Source organism: Lentzea tibetensis (assembly GCF_007845675.1).
Taxonomy (GTDB): Bacteria; Actinomycetota; Actinomycetes; order Mycobacteriales; family Pseudonocardiaceae; genus Lentzea; species Lentzea tibetensis.
In genome coordinates this window covers 260,548-282,230 of sequence record NZ_VOBR01000010.1, presented here as the reverse complement: position 1 = coordinate 282,230, position 21,683 = coordinate 260,548, and the positions used below count along the sequence as shown (strand labels likewise).

Below are 21,683 nucleotides of genomic sequence, written 5' to 3'. Positions count from 1 at the left end.
CTCCTCGACATGAGAACAGTCGCCGCACGAGCCCGCGAGGTTCATGCTGGAGGTATGGAGCCTTGGGGTGATCAGCCGACGATTCGCTGGATCCTGGAGAACTGCCACACCTGGGCGATCGTCGGTCTCGCCGACAACCCCAGCCGCGCCGCGCACGGCGTCGCGCGGTTCCTGCAACGGCACGGCAAGCGCATCGTGCCCGTGCACCCGTCCGCGGAGACGGTGTGGGGCGAGCCCGGATACGCGAGCCTGAAGGAGATCCCGTTCGACGTGGACTGCGTGGACGTGTTCCGCCGCTCGTCCGAGGCGGGGGAGTTCGCCGACCAGGCCGTCGACATCGGCGCGAAGGCGGTGTGGTTCCAGCTCGACGTGATCGACGAGGCGGCGTACGAGCGGGCCACGGCGGCCGGCCTGCGGATGGTCATGAACCGCTGCCCCGCGATCGAGTGGGCCTGAAGCCGCATTTCGGGCCTTTCGGAGGCTGACCGCCGGTCGTACCTCTCTGTAGCGTCCTGATCACGGGCCCGAACCCTCCTCCGGTTCGGGCATCCCTGCCGATCAGGAGGTTTGTTCATGCTGCGCTTCATAGCCGCGGTGTCCGCCGCGGCACTCGCGTTCAGCGTCGCCCCAGCGGTCGCCGCACCGGTGGAAGGCGCTTACCTGGTGCGGTTCGACGGAACCCTCACCGACGCGCAACGACTGCAGTTGCGCGCACTGGGGGCGAAGATCGGCACCTTCGTGCCCGACGAGGGCTACGTGGTCCGCACGAAGAACACCGCTCAGCTGACCAAGCTGAGCTACGTCGACCGGGTCACCCCGTACGAGGCGTCCGTCGACGGGCCGATCATGCTCAGCGGCACCGGCTCGTTCCTGGTCACGCTCGTCGAGCAGGACGAGGCGGCCCAGCGCGCGGTCGCCCGCAAGATCACCGCGATCGGCGGCCGCGTCGAGACCATCTCGGCCAGCCGCGAGCACATCGCGGCCGTGCTGGACGCCGGTCAGGCTGCCAAGGTGGCGAAGATGGCCGAGGTGCTGGCCGTCGGCGCGGTCGCGGCACCCGAGACCGACATGGCGATCGCCCGCGAGGCGGGCGGCGCCAACTACATCGAGACGGTCGGCGGCTACCGCGGCCAGGGCGTGCGCGGTGAGGTCATGGACAGCGGCCTGCGCACCACGCACCAGGAGTACCGCGCCCGCCCGGCGATCATCCACAACGGCAACGGCGCGAGCACGTCGCACGGCACGTCCACGTACGGCGAGATCTTCGCGTCCGGCGTGAGCGGCGCGCACCGCGGCCTGCTGCCCGAGGCGCAGGGCATCTTCGGCGTCTACTCGCAGCCCGACCGCTACGCGCACACCAAGCAGCTCGTCGACGCCGCAGGGCCGTACCGCGCGGTGTTCCAGAGCAACAGCTGGGGCAGCGGCCTGACCACGTCGTACACGTCGGTGTCCGCCGAACTGGACCGGATCGTGTTCGACCACGACCTGTTGATCTGCCAGTCGCAGAGCAACGACGGCACGCGCAACTCGCGTCCGCAGGCCTGGTCGAAGAACGTGCTGTCGGTCGGCGGCCAGTACCACTTCAACACGTTGTCCCGCACCGACGACAAGTGGAACGGCGGAGCCAGCATCGGTCCCGCCGCTGACGGCCGCATCAAGCCGGACGTGTCGAACTACTACGACCGCATCGACACCGTCTCGTCCACTTCGGACACCTCGTACACCACCGGGTTCGGCGGCACGTCCGGCGCGACGCCGATCACGTGCGGCAACGCGGGCCTGCTGTTCCAGATGTGGGCGGACGGCGTGTTCGACGGCGCACCGGGCAAGAAGCGCGACGTGTTCGCGTCCCGCCCGCACGCCGCGACCGCGAAGGCGCTGCTGATCAACACCGCCGAGCAGTTCGCGTTCACCGGCACCGGGCACGACATGACCCGCACCCACCAGGGCTGGGGCACCGTGTCCCTGCGCGGCGCGTACGACGTGGCGAAGGCAGGCGGCTTCAAGCTGCCGATCCTGGTGAACGAGACGGACCTGCTCACCAACGGCCAGACCCGCCGCTACACGCTGACCTCCAACGGCAGCAAGCCGTTGAAGGCGACGCTGGCCTACACCGACCCGGCCGGTTCACCGACCGCGCCCGTGGCACGGGTCAACGACCTGACGTTGAAGGTCACCGCTCCGAACGGGACCGTCTACTACGGCAACAACGGTCTCGCCGCGGGCAACTGGTCCACTCCGGGCGGTGCGCCGAACACGGTGGACAACGTGGAGAACGTCCTCATCCAGGCACCGGCGGCGGGCACCTGGACGGTCGAGGTCATCGGCTCGCAGATCAACGTCGACGGCCACCGCGAGACCGCGGCCACAGACGCCGACTACGCGCTCGTGGTGCAGTAAGGGTTACTCGAAGCGTGCGGTGTCACCCGCGCCGACCCGGATGATCTCCGGCTCGCCCTGCGAGAAGTCGATCACCGTGGTCGGCGTGGTGCCGCACTCACCCGAGTCGATGACCGCGTCGAGCACGTGGTCGAGGCGTTCCTTGATCTCCCAGCCCTGGATCAGCGGCTCCTCCTCGTTCGGGAGGAGGAGCGTGCTGGTGAGCAGCGGCTCACCCATGGCCTCGAGCAGCGCCTGCGTGACCACGTGGTCCGGGATGCGCGCGCCGACCGTCTTCTTCTTGGGGTGCATCATGCGGCGCGGCACCTCCTTCGTCGCGGGCAGGATGAACGTGTAGTTGCCCGGCGTGGACGCCTTGATCGCCCGGAACACGTCGTTGTCGACGTGGACGAACTGGCCGAGCTGCGCGAAGTCCTGGCACATCAGGGTGAAGTGGTGCTTGTCGTCCAGCTTGCGGATCTCCCTGATGCGGTCGATGCCGTTCTTGTTGCCGAGACGGCAACCCAGTGCGTAGCAGGAGTCCGTGGGGTACGCGATCAGGCCGTCGTCCTGGAGGATCTTGACGGCCTGGTCGATCGCACGGCGCTGCGGGTTCACCGGGTGCACGTCGAGGTACTTCGCCATGCGGGGCAGCTTAGGCTGGTCAGCGCGGGGCCAGCATGTTGGCCGTCCTGAGCGCGTGGCCGTCGTCAACTAAGGTGTCAACCTAGCAATCCCGAAGTGCTTGGAGACCCGTAGCGATGCTCGACCGTGCCGTTGTCGACGCCCTGTTCCCCTCGGGCCTGCCCGAGCCCGAGCACTGGGAGAAGCAGTACCCGCCGCGGCAGCTGCCGGACGGTGCGAAGGTCACCCGCCTCGGCCCGTCCCCGACCGGCTTCCTGCACATCGGCGGCCTGTACGTGGGCATGATCGACCGCGACATCTCCACCCACTCGGGTGGCGCCTACCTGCTGCGCGTCGAGGACACGGACCAGGCGCGCGAGGTCGAGGGCGCGGTCGAGCAGTTCGGCAGGGCGTTCGCGTACTTCGGCATCCAGCCGGACGAGGAGGGCGAGCGGGGCGACTACGGGCCGTACTTCCAGTCGCAGCGCGAGGCCGTCTACCTCACCTACGTGCGCGAGCTGCTGCGTCAGGACAAGGCGTACCTGTGCTTCGCGACGAAGGACGAGCTCGCGGACATCACGGCACGTCAGCAGGCCACGAAGCTGCCGACCGGGTACTACGGGCGCTGGGCGATCTGGCGTGACAAGTCCGCCGAGGAGGTCCAGGCCAAGCTCGACGCCGGTGAGCCGTACGTCGTGCGCTTCCGCTCGCCGGGCAAGGCGGGGGAGCGGGTCGGCTTCGTCGACGCCATCCGCGGGCAGCTGGAGCACGAGGCCAACCGCAACGACGTCGTCGTTCTCAAGGCGTCGGACTCCGAGCTGCGGCTGCCCACGTACCACTTCGCGCACGCGGTCGACGACCACCTGATGCGGGTCAACCTCGTCATCCGCGGCGAGGAGTGGATCTCGTCGGTGCCGACGCACCTGCAGCTGTTCGACGCGCTCGGTTTCGAGCGGGTCGAGTACGCGCACATCGCGCCGCTGATGAAGCAGCAGGGCGGCTCGCGCCGCAAGCTGTCGAAGCGCAAGGACCCCGAGGCGTCCGTCGACTTCTACATCGAGGCCGGCTTCCCGGCGCCCGCCGTGCAGTACTACCTGCGCGGGCTCGCGAACGGCAGGCTCGCCGAGCTGCCGCTCGACGAGGCGCTGGCCACGCCGCTCAGCCTCGGCGACTGCGGTGTCGCCGGGCCGCTCGTCGACCTGGTCAAGCTGGAGGACATCGCGGCGGACTACGTGGCGAACCTGTCCGGTGAGGACATCCTCGCGCTGGTGCAGGAGTGGGCGGCCACGCACGACGCGACGCTGGTGGACGTGCTGACGGCCGAGCGGGACCTCGCGTTGCGCGCGCTGACCGTCGAGCGCGGCCCCGAGGTCGCGAACCCGCGCAAGGACCTGCGCAAGTGGTCGGACTTCCGGCCCGCGTACGGGTTCTTCTTCGCGCAGCTCTTCGAGCTCGTGGACAACGGCGACGAGCGGCTCGGTGGCGTCGACCCGAAGGTCGTGTCGGCGTTCGCGGCCGACTTCGCGGACAACTACGCCGACCTCGAGGACGGCGGTGAGTGGTTCAACCAGATCCGCGGGCTGCTCGAGAAGCACGGGTTCGCGCCGAACCCCAAGGAGTACAAGAAGAACCCGGACGCGTTCCACGGTTCGGTGCGCGAGGCCGCGCAGCTGATCCGCGTCGCGCTCACCGGGTCGACCAAGAGCCCCGACCTGCACGCCGTCGCCCGCACGCTCGGCCAGGACGAGGTGCTGCGCCGGGTCCGCTCCCTGGTCTGAGAACGTCAGGAGGGGCGGAGCGATCCGGCCCCTCCTGCTTCACTCGTGCGGCAGGTTCGCCGTCTGGATCACCGTGCGGGTGGTGGGAGTGCTGAGCACGCCGCGGCCCGGCGGGTAGGGCGCGGGCTGCAGGCCGCTCAGCGGTTCGGTGCCGCCGCCCGTGCCGCTCAGCATCAGCACGGACGTCTCGTCCGCGCGGAACGCGTTGAGGAACCGGTCCGGCTCGTGCACGTGCCTGCTCGCGACGACGACGTGCAGCCCGATCTGCTTGGCCTGCCCAATCAGCTCGACCAGTTCGGCGAGCGGGTTGTCGTGCGCCGGGACCAGGTCGTAGTCGTCGATCACCAGCCACAGCTGGGGACCGCTCCACTCGCCGTTCAGCCGCACGCGCAACGACTTCAGCACGTCGACCATGAAGTCCTTGAGCTGCTGGGGTTGCACGCCGTACGCGAGCAGGTGATCACCCCAGTTCGCGGACGTGTTGGACTTGCGGTAGTCGATGAGCATGAACAGCGCGTCCTTCGCCTCGCGTGAGGCGATGAGCCCGCGCAGGTACGTGCGGAGGACGGTGCTGCGGCCGGACTCGTAGTCGCCGAACACGAAGAAGTGCTGCGTGTCGCCCGCGAACACGGTCTGAAGCTCGCCTTCACCGACACCCAGCGGGATGCGTTCGTCCGGCTCACCGAGCGACGCGTACGCCACCGAGATCGGCAGCGGCCGCAGTTTCGCGGGTGCCTCGTGCTCCCACGACTCGATGCGGTGCGGAGCGGGGACCACGAACTGCCTGCCCTGGCCGTCGATGCCGTGACCGGGGCCCGCGTGGCGCACGTTCGGGTCGACGTACGACGTCGACGGGTCGGTGAGCGTCAGCTCCAGCCGGGTGCCGAACGCGCCGTGGAACTCCGGCGCCAGCTCGGACCAGCGGTTCGCGGAGACCACGACGTGCACGCCGAAGTCCGGGCCGCGGTTGACGAAGTCGATGACCTGCCAGCGCAGCGTGTCGTACACCGCGGTGCCGGTCCAGCTGTCGATCACGACCACCACGTCACCGGGCTGGTCGTCGACCACGCCGTTCGCGCGGACGTGCTCGCGGTACCCGGCGGCCGACGACACGCCCGCCGCCCGGAACGCCTTCTGCCGCGCCGTCAGCAGCTCGCCGAGCTGGTGGATCAGGTGCCACAGCAGGGAGTTGTCCGCCGACGACACCATCGCGCGGCAGTTCGGCACGTCCGCCAGCGCGTTCAGGCCGCCGCTCGCGAAGTCGACGCCGTAGACCTGGAGCTCGGCGGGGGAGTGCTGCCGCGCGAGTGACATCACGATGGTCTGGAGCACCGTCGTCTTGCCCGAGCCGTGCGCGCCGATCACCACCACGTGACCGTCCAAAGCGGACAGGTCGATCGTCATCGGCTCGTAGCGCCCGTTGTACGGGTCGTCGATCAACCCGATCGGCACGACCAGCGGTGCGTCGCCCGCGGGCAGCTCCGGCACCGGTGGCGCCTCGCGCAGCGGTGGCTTGACGAACTCCAGCGCGGGCACGCCCTGGCCGATCATCCGGGACACCGCGAGGTCCAGCAGCGTCGTGCCCTCGTGCGGCTGCGACACGAACGCGGGCCCGAACTCGGTGCCGCCCAGCGTCGCGGTGCCCGGTCCGGTGAGCGCGACGACGCGTTCCGCCCACGGCGGGGCGTCCGTCGAGCCTGCCGCGATGACGTGGATGCCCAGCTTGCGGCCGTGCTCGGCGTACATCCACAGCGCGTCCAGCCAGTCCTGCGGCAGGTAGTCGAACCCGTCGACCACGATGACCAGGTCCGCGCGCTGCTCACCGGAGGCGCGGCGGTTCAGCTCGCCGCGCAGCGCCTGCTGCAGCCGCGCCGAGCTGAAGAGGTTGTCGCGATCGACGCTGGTCAGCACGTGCGGCGCTGACGTGAGGCCGGCGAACGAGTGGTTGACGGTCCCGTCGACCAGCACGATGTTCAGGCCGGCGGGCGAGTGCGTGAGCATCAGGCCCAGCGCGGCCGCCCGCAGCAGTTCCGTTCGGCCCGTCCCTCGCTGTCCGTGCAGGTACAGCTGCGTTCCGTCGAGGTCGTGCACCACCGGCACGCCGGCCTGCGTCGCCCCGATCGGCACCTTCGACCTGCGCGCAGCGGGCAGCGCCTCCCAGAACGGCGCGGCGTCGAACGCGCCGGGCGCCTCGACTCCCACCAGCGCGAACAGGTTCACCTTCGGCATGTTCGTCCCCCTATTCCGAACAGATCAACTTAGTGCAGCGAGCTTTCCCGGTCCAAACTCGTGAGAGCGTTCCCATTGACTCCGTGTTAACGGGAAGTGAGGATCTGCGGCATGGGATGGAGACCCGTTCTCGCCGCATTGCTCGCGCTGACCGTGGTCAGCGGAACCGCCGCCGCAGCACCGGAGACCGCAGGCAGGCAGCCCGTCATCGGGGAGCCTGAGAAGGACAACGGTTGCGCGCGGATCGAGAAGAACCTGAAGCCGTTGTCGGACTGGCCGAAGGTGCGCAGCCAGGTTGAGCGCAACCCGTCCGACGAGCGGCGGATCGAGAAGATCCTCAAGGACATGACGCTGGCCGAGAAGATCGGCCAGATGACCCAGCCGGAGATCGCCGCGATCACGCCGGCCGAGGTGAAGCAGTACTTCATCGGGTCGGTGCTGAACGGCGGCGGCTCGTGGCCGGGCAGCGACAAGCACGCGACACCGCAGGCGTGGCTGGCGCTCGCGGACGCCTATTGGGACGCGTCCGTCGCCACCCGCACGAAGGTCCCGGTGATCTGGGGCATCGACGCGGTGCACGGCAACAACAACGTGTTCGGCGCGACGCTGTTCCCGCACAACATCGGGCTCGGCGCGGCGCACGACCCGTGCCTGGTGCGCGACATCGGCGCGTCGACCGCCGAGCAGATCCGCGCCACCGGGCAGGACTGGGCGTTCGCGCCGACGCTGGCCGTCGCCCGCGACGACCGGTGGGGCCGCACCTACGAGGGGTTCTCCGAGGACCCGCGGATCACCCGCGCGTACGGCTACGAGGCCGTGAAGGGCTTGCAGGACAACGCGCGCAGGCGCATCAGCTCCGACGGCGTGATCGCGACCGCCAAGCACTTCATCGGTGACGGCGGCACGACGAACGGGCGCGACCAGGGCGTCAACCCGGCCACGCCCGCCGAGATGATCAACGTGCACGGACAGGGTTATTACGGCGCACTGGCCGCTGGTGCGCAGACCGTGATGATCTCGTTCAACAGCTGGACGAACGACCAGGTCAAGGAAGGCAAGCTGCACGGGAGCAAGCTCGCGCAGACCGAGATCCTCAAGGGCAAGATGGGCTTCGACGGCCTGCTCGTCTCGGACTGGAACGGCATCGGCCAGGTCGATGGCTGCTCGAACGCGAGCTGCGCGCAGGCGATCAACGCCGGTCTCGACGTGATCATGGTGCCTGCCGACTGGAAGGCGTTCATCGCCAACACGACCGCGCAGGTCGAGAGCGGCCAGATCCCGATGTCGCGGATCGACGACGCGGTGACCCGCATCCTGCGCGTCAAGCTGCGCGCCGGTGTGCTCGACGGCAAGAAGCCGTCGCAGCGCGAGCACGCGGGTTCGCAGAAGGCCTTGCAGGACAAAGAGCTCGGCCGCGAGGCTGTGCGCGAGTCACTGGTGCTGCTGAAGAACAACAAGCGCGTGCTGCCGCTCGCCAAGCGCAGCAAGGTGCTCGTCGTCGGCAAGAGCGCGGACAGCATGCAGAACCAGACCGGCGGCTGGACGCTCACCTGGCAGGGCACCGGCAACACCAACGCCGACTTCCCCAACGGCACCACGGTTCTCGGTGGCCTGAAGGCAGCGCTCGGCGACGCCAACGTGGTCTTCAGCGAGACCGGTGACGTCGACCCGGCGGGCTTCGACGCGGTGATCGCGGTGATCGGCGAGACCCCGTACGCGGAGGGCGTCGGCGACCTGCGCCGCACGCTCGAGGCGGCGCGGCTCTACCCGAACGACCTGGCCGTGCTGGACAAGGTGTCCGGCAAGGGCACCCCGGTCGTCACCGTGTACATGAGCGGACGCCCGTTGCACGTCAACAAGGAGCTCAACCGCTCCGACGCGTTCGTCGCCGCGTGGCTGCCCGGCACCGAGGGCGGCGGCGTCGCCGACCTGCTGGTCCGCGGCCGGCACAACGGCTTCAGCGGCAAGCTCTCGTACTCGTGGCCGCGCAGCGCGTGCCAGATGCCGCTCAACCCCGGCCAGGAGGGCTACGACCCGCTGTTCAAGCCCGGCTACGGCCTGCGCGACTGGCAGACCGGCAACGTCGGCCAGCTCGACGAGACCGCGCCGCCGAGGTGCGACGACGGTGGCGGCGGCACGGCGACCGAGGACCTGGAGATCTTCAACCGCCAGGACATCGCGCCGTACCGCGGGTACATCGGCTCCCCGGAGAACTGGGGCGGCACCGAGATCGGCCCCGACGGCGCCGCGGCGCACGCCTCGATCAACGTCGTGCAGTCCGATGTGAACGTGCAGCAGGACGGCCTCAAGGTGACGTGGACCGGTTCGGCACCCGGCCAGGCCTACCTCCAGGATCCCGCCGGTGGCACGGATCTGCGCGGCTACCTGAACGCCGACGCCGCGCTGGTGTTCGACGTGATCGTCCACTCCGCACCCGCGAACCGGACCGTGATCAGCACGCACTGCGTGTGGCCGTGCGGGTCGGAGGTCAACGCGACCGAGCTGTTCCGCGGGTTGCCCGCCGGGGCGAAGGTCAAGGTCAAGATTCCGGTGTCGTGCTTCGCGGACGCTGGGCTGGACCTCGAGTCCGTGAACACGCCGTTCCTCGTCTACACCGACGGTGCGTTCCAGGCTTCCTTCGCGGATGTCCGGTGGGTGCCCAAGGCGGCTAAGGATCCTGACGCCAGAACATGTGCGTCTTTGGGCTAGTCGCTGGGGTGAGGGGCCGTACGACCGAGTCGGTTGTGCGGCCCCGCTTCCTCGAGACCGCTAACAAGGCGGCGTGAACGGGATTCCCGGGAAGTGCTCCTTCCACTCGAGCTCGTTGATCCCCGGCCGGGCGAGCCGGCACACGCGCTCAGCCGCACGGGCGACGTCGGTCTCCCACAGCCGCACGGACCGGTCGTTGCTGGCGCTCACCAGGGTGGTGCCGTCGGGCGTGAAGGTCACCGACGGCACGTCCAGACCGTGCCCGGAGTAGGTGGCGACCAGCCGCTCGACGGCGGGGTCGCTGATGTCCCACAACCGCACCAGGCGGTCGCCGTGCGAGGTGGCGAGCCTCCGCCCGTCCGGGCTGAACGACACGGAGTACGGCGGGTCGACGGACTTGCCGACGGTGCCCAGCAGGCGGTAGCCGTTGCGCATGTCGAGGAGTTCGACGCCGTGGTCGCCGCGCATCGTCACGAGGACCGAGCTGTCGCGGCTGATGCCGCCCGCCGGGACGAAACCGTTGCCGGGGAACGCCAGTGGACGGGGCTGGCGCGGGTTCGAGATGTCCCACAGCCGTGCGGGCTGTTCGCCGACGCTCGTCGCGAGGGTCCGGCCGTCGGGGCTGATGACGCCCGCCCACACCATTTCGGTGTAGCCGGGGAGCTCGGCCAGCGGCTGCGGTTTGGAGCGCTCCGAGACGTTCCACAGCTGCGCGGTGCGCAGGCCGGTCAGCACCAGGGTCCTGCCGTCCGGTGTGAACGCCACGGACATCACCTCGCCGGCGACGGGCGGTAGTGCGGTGAGGAAGGACGGCTTGCTCGGGTCCGTCACGTCCCACAGGCGCACGACGGCGTCGTCGCCGCCCGCGGCGAGGGTGCGGCTGTCCGGGCTGAACGCCACGGAGCGCACGAAGTTCGTCGACTCGGTCAGCGTCGCCAGCGGTTCGCGCGTGCGGTCCGGGGTGTTGCGCCACAGGCGCACGGTGCGGTCCCAGCTGCCGCTCGCGATGAGGTTGCCGTCCGGGCTCACCGCGACCGACGCCACCACGTCGCCGTGCCCGACCAGCGGCATCTCGCGGAGGTCCTGCAGGCGCACGAACTTCGTGCCCTCCGAGATCACGAGGGTCCCGCCGTCCGGGGTGTACGCGACCGTGTAGTTGCCGCCGGGCACGGTCGAGACGAGCTTGGTGTGCCACGGGTCGGTGACGTCCCACAGGCGCACCTCCGCACCCCCGTTGGACGCGAGCGTCCTGCCGTCCGGGGAGAAGGCGACGGACCAGGTCAGGCCGCGGTGGCCGGTGAGCACGTCGATCTGCTTCGGTGACTCGATGTCGGAGGTGTCCCAGAGCCGGACGGTGTGGTCCCAGCTCGCGGTGGCGACCACCCGGCCGTCCGGGCTGAACGCCGCTTCCCCACACGACGTTCTTGTGCCCCACCAGCGATCCGGCCCGCCGCGGGTGGGCCGGGTCGGTCAGGTCCACGATCACCGCGGTCGTGCCGCCACCGGCGACCAGCCTGGTGCCGTCGGCGTTGAACGACGTGTTCGTCACGCCGTCGGACAGGTCCGTGATCACGGACAGCTCCTGCGGCCTGGCCGGGTCGTCGAGCTTCAGCAGCCGCACGGTGTTGTTGTCGTAGGTGATGGCGGCGGTGCGGCCGTCCCTGCTCACCGCGATCGCGTTCGGCACCTTCGACGGGAACGAGATCTGCGGCAGCTCGCGCGGGGAGCCGGGATCGGTGATGTCCCACAGCCGCACGGAGTTCGCGCCGGCGACCGCGAGGGTGCGGCCGCCGTTGGCGAACGCGGCGCTCTTCTGCTCGTCGGGCAGCGTCGTCCGCAGCAGCTCGCGCGGCCGGTGCACGTCCGTGATGTCCCACAGGCTGATGTCGTGGTCCTTGCCCGCGGTCGCCATGGTCTTGCCGTCCGGGCTGAGTGCGAGCGTGAAGTCGTTGCGGTGCACCTCGGTCCGCGTCGCGTACGGCTCGGGCAGCGCGCTGAGGAGGTTGTCGCGGGTCTCGCTGTTGTCGACGAACCGGTTGGCGGCCAGGCTCAGCTGCAGCGACAACGACGGGTTCTGGGTGCGCAGCGCCGCCGCGTCGGACACGACCTTGCGCGCGATCGCGATGTTGCGCTCCCTGGTCGTCTGCCGCTCGGCCCTGATCGCGTAACCGATCGCCGTCACGGCCAGGAGCAGCAGCACGGTCAGCAGCGCGACGAGCTGGCGCAGCTTGCGGGCGCGCCTGCGGGTCGCCTCGTGCTCGGCGGCCTCGGCGGTGATGCTCGCGGTGAGGAACTCCTGCTCCCGCGCCGTCAACGAGTCCGGGTCGGCCCACTCGCGGGCGAGCGCGAGCCGCGCGCCCCGGTACAGCCCGCCGTCGTCGCGGTCCAGCGCCTCCCACGCGGCCGTCGCCTCGGTCAGCTGGTGGTGCACGCGCAGACCGTCGCGGTTGTCGTCCAGCCACCGGCGCAGCCGCGGCCAGCTGCGGATCAACGCCTCGTGCGTGAGGTCGACCGCGTTGTCGTCCAACGTCACCAGCCGCGCGGCGGCCAGCTGTTCCAGCACCGTCGCCGTCTGCGGGTCGTCGTCGAGCGTGCTCCGCGCGACCCGGCGCTTGGTGTCCTCGGTGCCGTCGCCGAGCGCGGTGAGCCGCAGCATGATCTTGCGCGCGACGGCCTGCTGCGCGAGGACGAGCGACGTGTAGACGTTCTCGGCGCTCTGCGCGATCGCGTGCCGCACCCCGCCGGTCTCCTCGTAGCCCTCCAGCGTCAGCCGGGTGCCCCGGCGGCGGCGCCACGTCTCCAGCAGCACGTGCGAGACCAGCGGCAACGCGGCCGGTTCGGCGGCGAGCGCCGAGACGAGCGCGCTCTCGACGGTGTACCCGTGGCGGATCGCCGGCTGCGTGATCGCCTCGTACAGCTCGTCCGAGCTCATCGCGCCGACGATGACCTGCGCCTCGTTGAGCGCGTCGACCAGCTCGGGGAACTGCCCGCAGTGCCCGTGGAAGTCCGACCGCACCCCGACGACGACGCGCGCCTCGGTGTGCAGCAGTGCGTGGATGAACGCCGCGCGCTCGTCCGCGTCGCGGCACAGGGTGAAGACCTCCTCGAACTGGTCGACGACGACCAGGTCGGCGCCGTCGGCCGAGCGCCACTCGGCCAGCGGGTGCGCACCGGGCGTGATCAGCTTCGTGACCCCGGAGGCGCGCGCGACCAGCCCGGCGCGCAGCACCGACGACTTGCCGGAACCGGACGCGCCGAACACGCCGACGAACCGGTTCTCGGCGACCTTCGCCTGCAGCCTGCGGACGAGCTTGTCGCGCCCGAAGAAGCGGTCGGCGTCGTCCGGCTGGAACGCGCCGAGCCCGACGTACGGCGAGGACTGTTCGGTCTCCGGGATGGTGACCTCCGCGGCCGCCGCCTGCCATCTTCGGCGCCAGTCCTCCTCGTCACCTCCGCAGGCGCGCACGTACGCGAGCGTCACGGCGAGCGTGGGCAGCCTGCGCCCGCCCGCGGCCTCGGCGAGCACCGTCACCGAGTAGTGCGCGCCGCGGCTCAGCTCCCGGTAGGTCGGTCGGCCCGCGTGCTCGCGGAGCTCCCTCAGCCCCGCCGCGAACGCGGGCAGTGCGCCGTCCTCGTGGTCGAGCGGTCGTTCCGGTCGCGGCATGCGTGTTCTCCCCTGGTTGTGCGCGGGGATTGTCCCGAGGTTGTTTGTCCGGCGTCCAGCGGGCGGGACCGGACAACGCGATTGCCCTAGGAAGTGGGTGCTGACCTGCTGAGGAGGGGACGATGAACGGCGACATCCGCGATTACCTGGTCGACGTCGCGGGCGACAAGAAGCCCGCCAAGACGTGACGGCATCGGCGGCCGCCGAAACGCCCCCTGCTGGCGTTCCGGCAGCCGCCGACACCTCTTTAACGTGCGCGAGCCGGGGTGGGGTTCAGAACGATCCGTGAATCCTTCGTCCACCAGCCCCGGCGCAGGCGTCGTCGAGTCCACCGGATACTGAACCGATGACGACGCGACAGCCACGCCTCGAGATCGAGTACTGCACGCAGTGCCGGTGGCTGATGCGCGCCGGGTGGACGGCGCAGGAGCTGCTGACGACGTTCAGCACCGAGCTCGGCGAGGTCGCGCTGATCCCCGGCACCGGTGGCGTCTTCGACGTCCGGGTCGAGGGCGAGATCGTCTGGTCGCGCAAGGAGCAGGACGGCTTCCCGGACCTCGCCGTGCTGAAGCAGCTGGTGAGGGACCGGATCGCGCCCGATCGCGACCTCGGCCACGTCGACCGCCGCTTGTCGCGCTGACAGCTTCTCCCTACCGCGGAAGGGTGTCCGCCCCGGCCGCACGGTGCTTGTATGGACCGCGAATGCCCCGCCGCCCGCCGCCGACGTTCGAGTCGAGGAGGGCACGCATGAGAATCCGCTCAGGTCTGGTGATCGCGACCGCGGTCGTCGTGGGCCTGTCGGTCGCACCGGGAGTCGCCGTCGGCGTCGAGCGCGACGTGTCGACGAACCTGGTCGTACCCTGGGACATCGCGTTCCTGCCGGACCGCTCGGCGCTGGTCACCGAGCGCAACTCGGCCCGCGTCCTGTCCGTCGCGAACGGCGCGACGCGCGAGGTGGCCCGCATTCCGGGTGTGTCGGCGCAGGGTGAAGGCGGTCTGCTGGGCATCGCCGTCTCACCGGACTACGCCACCGACCGGTACGTGTTCGTCTACTACACGTCCACTGCGGACAACAGGATCGCCAGGTTCCGCATCGGTGAGGTACCGCAGCCGATCGTGACCGGCATCCCGCGCGGCGGGCAGATCCACAACGGCGGTGGCCTGTCGTTCGGCCCGGACGGCCTGCTGTACGCGGGCACCGGAGACGCGGGCAACAGCGCGAACGCGCAGAACCCGCGCTCGCTGGGCGGCAAGATCCTGCGCATGACCAAGGAAGGCAGGCCGGCACCGAACAACCCGACGTCGTCGCTGGTCTACAGCCTGGGCCACCGCAACGTGCAGGGCCTCGCCTGGGACACCCAGGGCCGGATGTTCGCGGCCGAGCTGGGCCAGAACCGGCTCGACGAGCTGAACCGCATCCAGCGCGGCGGCAACTACGGCTGGCCGAACTGCGAGGGCCCGTGTGGCGACCCGAGGTTCGTCGACCCGCTGCTGACCTGGTCCACGGCGCAGGCCTCACCCAGTGGCCTGGCGTTCCACCGGGGCAGCCTCTACATGGCGGCACTGCGCGGGCAGCGGCTGTGGAAGATCCCGGTCAACGCCGACGGTGGCGTCGGCAGGCCGCAGGCGTTGTTCTCCGGCACCTACGGCCGGTTGCGCGCGGCGGCGTCCGCGCCGGACGGCACGCTGTGGTTCTCGACGTCGAACCGCGACGGTCGCGGCACGCCCCAGGCCGGTGACGACCGCATCGTCAGCACGACGAGCTGACTCGTTCGCCGCGGGGCGTCCGGCGGGCGCCCCGCGGCTCGGGGACTCAGTCGGGCACGTCCACGTCGACGCCACCGGTGACGTCCGCGGTCACCGCGCCGCCGGTCTGCGCGGCCAGCCACTCCTGGAACCCGGCCGCGTCCGGCACGTGCACGGTGAACGTCACCGACCAGCCGTAGGCCGTGTCCGCGACGACGTGCCCGGCCGCGTGCAGCGAGTGCTCCAGCCGCCCGGCGAGCGCGTGCGACGCGACGACGGACAGCGAGGCGAACCGGGTGCGCCGCAGCGTGCCCACCTCGTCGACGGCCTCGGACACCGCCCGCCCGTAGGCGCGCACGAGCCCGCCCGCGCCGAGCTTGGTACCGCCGTAGTACCGGGTGACGACCGCGACGACGTCGACGAGGTCGCGCCGCACCAGCACCTCCAGCATCGGCACACCCGCCGTGCCGGCGGGCTCGCCGTCGTCGCTGGAACGCTGCACGTCCGCGACGCGGAACGCGGTGCAGTTGTGCGTGGCCTGCCAGTGCGCCTTGCGCACACCGGCGATGAACTCGAGCGCCTCGGCCTCCGACGACACCCGCGCCAGCGCGCACAGGAACCGTGAACGCTGGATCTCGATCTCGTGCACGCCGCCGCGCGCGATCACCCTCACCCGTCGATTGTCCGCTTGGCGCGGCTGGGGGCCACCCGCGGTGGCTCGCCCGGCATCTTCGGGTAGACCGGCGGCCACGGCGCGTCCATCAACCCGGAGGCCAGGTCGGCGCGGGAGCGTGCCAGCAGCGGTTCCAGCGACTGCGGCGTGCGCGCCGTCCACGGGTCGCCCAGTTCGGCGAGCCGCGCGGGCACCGTCGCGATCGTCAGCGAGTCGGGGTCGACGGACGCCAGCTCGTCCCACGAGATCGGCGTGGAGACCTGCGCGCCCACCCTCGGGCGGGCGCACCAGGCGCCGAACACGGTCTTGTGGGGAGCGTTTTGATTGAAGTCGACGAACACGCGCGCGCCGCGTTCCTCCTTCCACCACTGCGCGGTGATCAGCTCGGGGTGGCGTCGCTCCAGCTCGCGCGCCAGCGCCACGGCCGCCGCGCGCACGGCGTAGCTGTCCCACAACGGTTCCAGCGCCACGTAGACGTGCAGTCCGCGCGACCCGGTCGTCTTGATCCACGACGAGATGCCCTCACCGGCCAGGAACTCGCGCGTGCGTGCCGCCGCCTCGGCGACCTGCGCGAACGTCACGCCGGGCGACGGGTCGAGGTCGACCCGCAGCTCGTCGGTGATCTCCGGCGCCGCCGCGCGGATCGGCCACACGTGGAACCCGAGGCAGCCCTGGTTCACCGCCCACAGGACGTGCGCGAGGTCCGCGGCCACCAGCGCGTCGCTGGTCGTGCCGTTCGGCGTGGACACGACGGTCGTCGTCAGCCACGGCGGCGCGGACTTCGGCACCCGCTTCTGGAAGAACGACTTGCCGGACGCGCCGTCGGGATAGCGCTCCATCAGCAGCGGACGCCCGCCCAACGTGGACAGCAGCGGCTCCGCGACGGCCTGGTAGTAGCGCACGAGGTCGAGCTTGGTCAGACCCTCCCGCGAGAAGAACACCTTCTCCGGGTGCGTGATCTCGACGCCCTCGACGATCACCGTCGGGTCTCCTCGCCGAACAACGCCGCCAGCTCGGCCGGAGGCACTTCCTCCAGCTGCTCGAACGTGCACGACGACGCCACCCGGTCCGGCCGGAACCGCACCAGCCGCGCGGTGTGCCGGAACCGGCCCGCCATCAGGTGCTCGTAGCGCACCTCGGCGACCAGCTCGGGCCGCAACAGCTCCATCGACAGCTCGCGCGTCGGGTTCCACCTGCTCTGCGCACCGGGACCGGCGTAGTCGGCCCACCGGGCCCACGGGTGCACGTCCAGCGCGCCCTCCTTCAGCGGCGCCAGCTCGCCGACGAGCTCGCGCCGGCGTTCGGCGGTGAAGCTGCTCGCGACCCCGACGTGCCGCAGCTCGCCGTCCTCCCCGTACAGCCCGAGCACCAGCGACCCGACCGACTCGCCGTCCTTGTGCACCCGGTACCCGGCGACGACGCAGTCCGCGGTGCGCTCGTGCTTCACCTTCCACATCACCCGCTTGTCCGGCGTGTACGGCAGGTCCGGCTGCTTCGCCACCACGCCGTCGAACCCGGCGCCCTCGAAGCGGGTGAACCAGTCCTGCGCGGTGTCCGGGTCGTCCGTCGCCGGCGTCAGGTAGCAGCCGGGCACCTCGGTCACGACCTGCTCCAGCAACGTCCGCCGCTCGCTGAACGGCTCGTCGACGAGCGCACGGTCACCGAGCGCCAGCAGGTCGAACGCCACGAAGCTCGCCGGCGTCTCGACCGCCAGCTTGTTCACCCGCGACGCGGCCGGGTGCAGGCGCAGCTGCAGCTTGTCGAAGCTCAGCCCGTCCGGGGTGACGAGGACGATCTCGCCGTCCACCACGCACCTCGGCGGCAGCGCCTCGCGCAGCAGCGCCGCGACCTCGGGGAAGTACCGGGTCAGCGGCCGGTCGTTGCGCGAGCCCAGCTCCAGCTCGTCGCCGTCGCGGAAGACGATGCAGCGGAAGCCGTCCCACTTCGGCTCGTACACCAGGCCAGGGGTGCGCGGAACCTCGTGCACGGCCTTGGCCAGCATCGGTTTCACCGGTGGCATCACGGGAAGGTCCACATCGGCACTGTAAGCCGGTACCGGCCGACTGGCTGGCCCACTCGTGAATCAGGCCGTCCTCAGCGCGAAGGACAGCTCCTCCAGCTCCCGCACGTCGGCGTCCAGCCCGTCACCGTCCGGAATGGCGACCGGCACCGGCAGGTGCACGGCGGCACTCCCGGACGCCTGAGCCCGCAGCGCGTCCTTCAACCGGTCGGCGACGGGCCGTTCGTCCTCCTGCGAGAAGTACGGGCTGACCCGCACCAGCCCGTCCCGGCACTCGATGACCCGCCGGTAGTACCGCCGGTGGACCCCGCGCAGGCTCAGCACGTCGCGCAGCGGGTGCACCGGGACGCGGGACAGCGCGTCCTCGGGGAACTGCCTGTTCAATGCGGTCCACAGTGGAGCGAGGCGGCGGTAGGAGCGGAGGTGTCTCGTCCAGACGCGGATCGCCGCGACCCGCATGAGCCCGGCCGGGTAGGCCATGCCGATCACGAAGAGCACGAGGCCGACCACGACCCCGACGGTGCCGAGTTGCAGCACGATGCGCGGGAACGGGGTTCCGGTCAGCCGGGACAGGTTGCCGCCGACGAACGTCACGTCGCCGTACACCAGCAGGGCGAGGCCGATCGACGCGATCAGCAGGCCGCGCCGCAGCCTGGGCTCGGCGTCGCGGGCGTAGCGCCTGGTCCACACGAACATCGTGGCGAACGAGTAACCCAGGTAGGAGTTCGCGGCCGCGTAGAAGAACGTGATGCCGGGAACGCCGACCGGGCCGCCGCCGAACGACTTCGGCACCTGGGCCGCGGCCACCCGCAGCGAGTCCGGCAGCGACCAGACCGACACGGCCATCACCGCGATCGCGATCGCGAGCGGGATCGTCTGCAGCAGTGCGTGCCTGGTGGCCGCCTTGTCGTCCAGCGCGGAGAACACGAAGAAGAGGACCGCGCAGAACGTGCCGATCACCAGTGCGGAGTACTGGACCAGCTGGCACTGCATCGGATCCAGGCCGAGGAACCACACGCCGTCGCCCGCCGCGCGGCTGAACGGGTAGCCGAGCGTCCAGGCCGTGATCATGGCGGTGATGGCGCGCACGCGCGCGTCCTGGGGCCGCCGCACGGTGAGCCAGAGCATGAACGCCAGCACCGACATGAACAGGACGCCCGCCGACTCCAGGAAGTACGTCACAGCCAGCCCAGCCGATCCGCGAGTGCCGCCGCGATCCGCCTCGCGGGTCCGTCCGACGCCCTCGGCGCGACCTTGTCCAGCACCGACGCCCACTCCAGGATGATCGTCGCCACGGTCTCCGCCTCGCGTTCGTGGTCGTTGTCGTACGACGTGCGGCGCAACGCCCTGCGCACCGCGTCCGGTTCGAGATCCGGGTACAGCGAGGCGAGCAGCTGGTCGTCGTTCTCGTCGCTGGTGTGGCCCGCGATGATGTGGCCGAGCTCGTGCAGGATGATGTGGTTCTGGTGTGAGCGCGTGGTTTCCTGCTGGTACAGGATGTAGTCGGCGTTGCCGGTGCTGATCCACACGCCGAACGGGCCGGGCACCGGGATCGGGTGCGCCATCAGCCTGATCGGCTTGCCGCGCTGCTCACCGACCTTGCGGCACAGCTCCGCGACGTCCAGCGGTGGCTGGATGTCCAGCTCGTTCAGCAGGCGACGGCACTGCTTGCGCAGCTCACGTTCCTTCGCCACGTTCCGCCTTTTCCTGTCGGTAGACGACGTCGAGCAGCTCCATGACGAGCCTGCGGCGGTCGGGCGACAGCTCGCCCGCGCGCATCGCCATCAGCTGCGCCTCGCTGCCCTTGGTGAGCTCGTTGAGCCGAACCTGCTCGGAGCGCAGGCGTTCCAGCTGCTCGTTGACGCGGTCGGTGACGGTGTCGTCGAAGAAGTAGCTCACCGGCACGCCGAAGAACCCGGCCAGAGCCTGGAGGTGCTTGAACGTCGGGTTGTCCTTCTTCGCCTTGCGCAGCTGCCAGATGTAACTCTGCGAGATGGTCACGCCGGTGTCCGCGATGGCCACGGCGACCTGCTCGTTGCTGTACTCCTGACCCGATCTGGACGTGTGGAGGGCGAAGAGCTGGTTGAGCTTGTCGGCCAGGCTCCGTTCAGCCATCGCGCCTCCAGTCGCGTTCCGTGAGGTTTTCCACTCACGGAAAGGGCCATTCGGGTGACGGCATTTTCGCCAGTTGAAACCCCGTCAGGTGCCAATTTAGACTCCGAACGTGAACGGTTCAACTGTAGTCGGCTTCTCACCGAAGGACTGCAGACATGGCGTTGGCTGAGCGGCAGAGCGAGTTCCACAGGTCCGTGGTCGAGGTCGTCTACCGGACCATGGATCTGCTCGCGCGGTCCGCCTCACCGTCGGAGGCTTATGAGCTGCGCGAGGAACTGCGCGCGGCGCTCCCGTGGTGGCGCGGTCTGCTGCGAGTGCACGAGCCCAACGGCGCGCACAGATGCCGTTCCTGCCGAACCTGGTACGGGCGCAGCAGACCGTGGCCGTGCCCGGTGTGGCGGGACGCGACGCAGACGCTGAACAACCTCAACGACCTGTACGGGTTCCTGCCGAACGTCAGCGGCGGCGAGGGAACTGTGCCGCAGCAGCACGTCCGGCAGGAACGGGTCACCGTCCAGGTCCGGGATCAGGCCAGCCTGAAGGACTGAGCCGCACCACCGTCGCACGTGCGCTGCTCCAGCTGGACGCCGTCGGCGTTCCCCGGCGCGGTCAGGCACTTCCCGCTGTGCCTGCTCACGATCCGCTGGTACCCGCCTGCGACGGGTTCGAGCCGCCACTGCTGGTTGGCGCCACCGCCGTAGGTCCACAGGTGGATCACGGCACCGTCCGAAGTGGACACGTTGCTGACGTCGAGCACCTTCGTCAGGTCGTTGCGCGTCGCGACCTTGCTGTAGCCGTCGCTGGTCGGCGACACCTGGAACTGCTGCGCCGCGGTGCTGTTGCACGTGTACTGCTGCACCGCGGTGCCGTTGGCCGTGCCCGCCGCGCGCACGTCGACGCACTTGCCGCCCTGCGTGGTGATCGTCTTCGTCTCGATCGGACTGCCTCCGCCGCCGAGCCAGAGCAGCCCGTCGATCAGGAACCGGTTCTGGGTCTCGGACGCGAACGTGGACGACCGCGGCAGGTTGTTCGGGTAGTCCATCGCGTTGTGGCCGAAGTTGGCGTACAGCATCTTGTAGTTCTTGTTCGTCCACATGATCGGGTGGTAGCCGCCGCGCCACGTCTGGTTCGGGTCCGTGCCGAGCGGGTACGCGGCGACGCTCGCCAGCACCTGGATGTTCGGGTTCTGCCGCAGGTCGTTGCTCCAGCCGTACCACTCGCTGACCGACGACGTGTAGCGCTCCGGCAGCCGCACCGTCGACGGGTGCGTGCGGTTCTCCACCCGCAGCTCGGCGGTCGTGGGCTCCCAGGTGTTGTTGACGAAGTTCCCGGTACCGAGGAACTGGTTGTGGTACCACGGCCACTCGCCCGCGTTCTGGGTGAACGCGCTGACGTGGAACCCGAGCCACCCGCCGCCGTTGTTCATGTACTGCTGGAACCCGTTGCGCTGCGCGGTGTTCTGCGGGTGGTCGTCGAGGAAGATCAGCACCTGGTACTGGCTGATGTCAGCGGCGTTCGTCAGCCGGTTCCAGTTGGTCGTGGACTCGTAGGTGAAGCCGTTCTCGGAGGCGGCCCGCCCGAACCACGGGTTCGCCTCCTTGACGAAGCTGATGTGCGCGGGGTCCCAGGTTCCGTTGTAGAACGCCAGAACCTTGAACCCGGCCTGTGGTGAGACCAGTACCGACGCGAGCAAAGCCAGTGCTGCCAACAGTTTCACGGGCAGAACCCTTCTGTGCAGGGTGCGCC

At 70.0% G+C, this 21,683-nt stretch carries 18 protein-coding genes and 2 pseudogenes; 8 read left to right on the top strand and 12 right to left on the bottom strand.

Annotated elements, in window-relative coordinates; genetic code table 11:
* Positions 1–54: 54 nt before the first annotated feature.
* A complete protein-coding gene (locus FKR81_RS18440; RefSeq protein WP_146353295.1) occupies positions 55–456 on the top strand; it encodes a CoA-binding protein in 402 nt (133 codons plus the stop codon).
* 117 nt (positions 457–573) lie between these two features.
* On the top strand, positions 574–2,400 hold the full coding sequence (locus FKR81_RS18435) for a S8 family serine peptidase (protein WP_146353294.1): 1,827 nt from the start codon (positions 574–576) through the stop codon (positions 2,398–2,400).
* 3 nt (positions 2,401–2,403) lie between these two features.
* On the opposite strand, the gene FKR81_RS18430 is transcribed toward FKR81_RS18435, so the two are convergent.
* Entirely contained in the window at positions 2,404–3,024 is a 621-nt protein-coding gene (locus FKR81_RS18430) for an L-threonylcarbamoyladenylate synthase (protein WP_146353293.1), read from the bottom strand.
* Between the two features lie 116 nt (positions 3,025–3,140).
* Here FKR81_RS18430 and FKR81_RS18425 point away from each other — a divergent pair, with 116 nt between their 5' ends.
* Positions 3,141–4,781: a glutamate--tRNA ligase gene (locus FKR81_RS18425; protein ID WP_146353292.1), complete on the top strand. Its 1,641-nt coding sequence runs from the start codon at positions 3,141–3,143 to the stop codon at positions 4,779–4,781.
* Positions 4,782–4,820: 39 nt separating this feature from the next.
* On the opposite strand, the gene eccCb is transcribed toward FKR81_RS18425, so the two are convergent.
* Positions 4,821–7,010, bottom strand: a complete 2,190-nt coding sequence (eccCb, locus tag FKR81_RS18420) for a type VII secretion protein EccCb (RefSeq protein WP_146353291.1) — start codon at positions 7,008–7,010, stop codon at positions 4,821–4,823.
* Between the two features lie 111 nt (positions 7,011–7,121).
* Here eccCb and FKR81_RS18415 point away from each other — a divergent pair, with 111 nt between their 5' ends.
* On the top strand, positions 7,122–9,719 hold the full coding sequence (locus tag FKR81_RS18415; protein WP_146353290.1) for a glycoside hydrolase family 3 protein: 2,598 nt from the start codon (positions 7,122–7,124) through the stop codon (positions 9,717–9,719).
* Positions 9,720–9,779: 60 nt separating this feature from the next.
* Here the strand turns inward: FKR81_RS18415 and FKR81_RS46000 are convergent, their stop codons facing one another.
* Both FKR81_RS46000 and FKR81_RS45995 read right to left on the bottom strand, forming a co-directional pair.
* Entirely contained in the window at positions 9,780–10,790 is a 1,011-nt protein-coding gene (locus tag FKR81_RS46000; RefSeq protein WP_407936531.1) for a WD40 repeat domain-containing protein, read from the bottom strand.
* Positions 10,791–10,937: 147 nt separating this feature from the next.
* Positions 10,938–11,117, bottom strand: a pseudogene (locus FKR81_RS45995) (WD40 repeat domain-containing protein); the annotation flags it as partial.
* 26 nt (positions 11,118–11,143) lie between these two features.
* Here FKR81_RS45995 and FKR81_RS18405 point away from each other — a divergent pair.
* The gene (locus FKR81_RS18405) at positions 11,144–11,356 is read left to right on the top strand and encodes a hypothetical protein (RefSeq protein ID WP_146353288.1); all 213 of its coding nucleotides are present in this window, start codon (positions 11,144–11,146) and stop codon (positions 11,354–11,356) included.
* Between the two features lie 266 nt (positions 11,357–11,622).
* Here the strand turns inward: FKR81_RS18405 and FKR81_RS45990 are convergent.
* Positions 11,623–13,383, bottom strand: a pseudogene (locus tag FKR81_RS45990) (nSTAND1 domain-containing NTPase); the annotation flags it as partial.
* Between the two features lie 346 nt (positions 13,384–13,729).
* On the opposite strand from FKR81_RS45990, the gene FKR81_RS18385 reads away from it, so the two are divergent.
* Both FKR81_RS18385 and FKR81_RS18380 read left to right on the top strand, forming a co-directional pair.
* Positions 13,730–14,023 carry a SelT/SelW/SelH family protein gene (locus FKR81_RS18385; protein ID WP_146353284.1) on the top strand — a complete coding sequence of 98 codons (294 nt, stop codon included), beginning with the start codon at positions 13,730–13,732 and terminating at the stop codon, positions 14,021–14,023.
* A gap of 107 nt (positions 14,024–14,130) precedes the next feature.
* Complete coding sequence (locus FKR81_RS18380) at positions 14,131–15,150, top strand: PQQ-dependent sugar dehydrogenase (protein ID WP_146353283.1); 1,020 nt, start codon at positions 14,131–14,133, stop codon at positions 15,148–15,150.
* 46 nt (positions 15,151–15,196) lie between these two features.
* Here FKR81_RS18380 and FKR81_RS18375 read toward each other — a convergent pair whose 3' ends face one another.
* The 6 genes from FKR81_RS18375 to FKR81_RS18350 are packed head-to-tail and all read right to left on the bottom strand — an operon-like array spanning position 15,197 to position 19,937.
* Positions 15,197–15,802: an IMPACT family protein gene (locus tag FKR81_RS18375; RefSeq protein WP_146353282.1), complete on the bottom strand. Its 606-nt coding sequence runs from the start codon at positions 15,800–15,802 to the stop codon at positions 15,197–15,199.
* Entirely contained in the window at positions 15,799–16,782 is a 984-nt protein-coding gene (gene ligD, locus FKR81_RS18370; RefSeq protein ID WP_146353281.1) for a non-homologous end-joining DNA ligase, read from the bottom strand. Before ligD ends, FKR81_RS18375 begins: the two co-directional genes overlap by 4 nt.
* Positions 16,779–17,837: an ATP-dependent DNA ligase gene (locus tag FKR81_RS18365; protein ID WP_146353280.1), complete on the bottom strand. Its 1,059-nt coding sequence runs from the start codon at positions 17,835–17,837 to the stop codon at positions 16,779–16,781. Before FKR81_RS18365 ends, ligD begins: the two co-directional genes overlap by 4 nt.
* Positions 17,838–17,885: 48 nt before the next feature.
* Entirely contained in the window at positions 17,886–19,004 is a 1,119-nt protein-coding gene (locus FKR81_RS18360) for an MAB_1171c family putative transporter (protein WP_146353279.1), read from the bottom strand.
* A complete protein-coding gene (locus FKR81_RS18355; RefSeq protein WP_146353278.1) occupies positions 19,001–19,516 on the bottom strand; it encodes an ImmA/IrrE family metallo-endopeptidase in 516 nt (171 codons plus the stop codon). The genes FKR81_RS18360 and FKR81_RS18355 overlap by 4 nt, the downstream gene beginning before the upstream one ends.
* On the bottom strand, positions 19,500–19,937 hold the full coding sequence (locus FKR81_RS18350) for a helix-turn-helix domain-containing protein (protein ID WP_146353277.1): 438 nt from the start codon (positions 19,935–19,937) through the stop codon (positions 19,500–19,502). The genes FKR81_RS18355 and FKR81_RS18350 overlap by 17 nt, the downstream gene beginning before the upstream one ends.
* 155 nt (positions 19,938–20,092) lie before the next feature.
* On the opposite strand from FKR81_RS18350, the gene FKR81_RS18345 reads away from it, so the two are divergent.
* Entirely contained in the window at positions 20,093–20,485 is a 393-nt protein-coding gene (locus FKR81_RS18345) for a hypothetical protein (RefSeq protein WP_146353276.1), read from the top strand.
* Here FKR81_RS18345 and FKR81_RS18340 read toward each other — a convergent pair.
* A complete protein-coding gene (locus FKR81_RS18340) occupies positions 20,464–21,654 on the bottom strand; it encodes a ThuA domain-containing protein (RefSeq protein WP_235921625.1) in 1,191 nt (396 codons plus the stop codon). The two genes, FKR81_RS18345 and FKR81_RS18340, sit on opposite strands and share 22 nt — an antisense overlap.
* Positions 21,655–21,683 lie beyond the last annotated feature (29 nt).

Coding starts and splice junctions, on each gene's coding strand:
- eccCb (WP_146353291.1), bottom strand. CDS start 7,010: ATGCCGAAGGTGAACCTGTTCGCGCTGGTGGGAGTCGAGGCGCCCGGC.
- FKR81_RS18380 (WP_146353283.1), top strand. CDS start 14,131: ATGAGAATCCGCTCAGGTCTGGTGATCGCGACCGCGGTCGTCGTGGGC.
- FKR81_RS18435 (WP_146353294.1), top strand. CDS start 574: ATGCTGCGCTTCATAGCCGCGGTGTCCGCCGCGGCACTCGCGTTCAGC.
- FKR81_RS18415 (WP_146353290.1), top strand. CDS start 7,122: ATGGGATGGAGACCCGTTCTCGCCGCATTGCTCGCGCTGACCGTGGTC.
- FKR81_RS46000 (WP_407936531.1), bottom strand. CDS start 10,790: ATGCCGCTGGTCGGGCACGGCGACGTGGTGGCGTCGGTCGCGGTGAGC.
- FKR81_RS18440 (WP_146353295.1), top strand. CDS start 55: ATGGAGCCTTGGGGTGATCAGCCGACGATTCGCTGGATCCTGGAGAAC.
- FKR81_RS18385 (WP_146353284.1), top strand. CDS start 13,730: ATGACGACGCGACAGCCACGCCTCGAGATCGAGTACTGCACGCAGTGC.
- FKR81_RS18350 (WP_146353277.1), bottom strand. CDS start 19,937: ATGGCTGAACGGAGCCTGGCCGACAAGCTCAACCAGCTCTTCGCCCTC.
- FKR81_RS18425 (WP_146353292.1), top strand. CDS start 3,141: ATGCTCGACCGTGCCGTTGTCGACGCCCTGTTCCCCTCGGGCCTGCCC.
- FKR81_RS18430 (WP_146353293.1), bottom strand. CDS start 3,024: ATGGCGAAGTACCTCGACGTGCACCCGGTGAACCCGCAGCGCCGTGCG.
- FKR81_RS18345 (WP_146353276.1), top strand. CDS start 20,093: ATGGCGTTGGCTGAGCGGCAGAGCGAGTTCCACAGGTCCGTGGTCGAG.